The following is a 1265-nucleotide window of genomic DNA, read 5'->3' as shown; positions in this document are numbered from 1 at the left end:
CAACATGCCTTCCGGCCCTTCAATTGGCAAGTTAGCAGCAAGCAATATATTTGAAATTCGAGAAACATCTTCATCACTAATCCAGCCTTCCATTCTCGACAATTCTGCTGCCATAACTGTTCCCGCTGCAACCGCCTCACCATGAAGCCAAGAGCCATAACCTTCATAAGTCTCAATCGCATGGCCAAATGTGTGCCCTAGATTTAATATTGCTCTAAGCCCACCCTCTTTCTCATCTAGTTCAACAACTTCCGCTTTACANGAACAAGATTCTTTAATCGCGTAGGTTAAAGCATCAGAGTCCAAGGACCTTAAGGCCTCAACATTAGCCTCCAACCAGTCAAAGAACTCTGGCTTACGGATCAAACCATATTTGATCACCTCCGCCAGGCCCGCTGAAACTTCCTTTGAAGCCAGAGTTTGCAAGGTCAAAATATCAATGATAACGGCTTTAGGCTGGTAAAAAGCACCTATCATGTTTTTACCTAAAGGATGGTTGATTGCAGTTTTTCCACCTACAGATGAATCTACTTGCGAAAGAAGCGTCGTGGGCACCTGAATAAAATCTACGCCACGCTGATAAGCTGATGCAGCAAAACCTGCCATATCTCCAATTACACCACCCCCCAGCGCAACGATAGTCGTCTTCCTGGAATGAGCCTTCTCTAGTAGCGCATCAAAAATCAGGTTTAAGGTTTGCCAATTCTTATATTGCTCTCCGTCAGGCAAGACCACGCTATCAACCTCATAGCCAGACAATGCCTGTCTAACTTGCTGCTCATACAAAGGCCCGACTGTCTCATTTGTCACCAGCATTACTTTTTTTCCGGCAATGTAGGGCTGATAGAGAGATGGATTACTCAATAAGCCTTCGCCAATAAAAATTGGGTAATCACGCTCACCCAAATCTACTTTTAACTCAATCATTTATTCACTCTTTTTCTATCGCGCTGATTATATCTTTAACAATACCTTTCATAGACTTTTTGTCTGTATCAATTACATAGTCAGCAACTTCTCGATAAATTGGATCTCTGGTCGCATACAAATCACTCAAGACCTGACGAGCATCTTTGTCTCCCTGCAACAAAGGTCGATTCTTATCTTTGTGAGTTCTTTTGTACTGCTGCTCGACTGAGGTATTCAAATACACTACAAAAGCAGTGTTGTTCACACACTCTCTGTTCTCGGGGCGCATCATCGCACCACCACCTGTTGCCAAGACGACGTTTTTAAGTGCTGACAAATCTTTTATTGCCTGGCTC

The 1265-nt window shown here is 43.5% G+C and carries 2 protein-coding genes; both read right to left on the bottom strand.

Features of this window, described 5'->3' with window-relative positions; all coding sequences use genetic code 11:
* Positions 1–927: 3-dehydroquinate synthase (aroB, locus tag A3729_RS07870; RefSeq protein ID WP_068633578.1), on the bottom strand; the 927-nt coding region annotated here is incomplete at its 3' end.
* 4 nt (positions 928–931) lie between these two features.
* A partial coding sequence (locus A3729_RS07865) for a shikimate kinase (protein WP_304439703.1) occupies positions 932–1265 on the bottom strand: 334 nt, incomplete at its 5' end.

It is taken from the genome of Oleiphilus sp. HI0043 (genome assembly GCF_001634935.1).
Note: the sequence above shows the minus strand (reverse complement) of the source record. Positions and strands in the feature narration are given on the sequence as shown.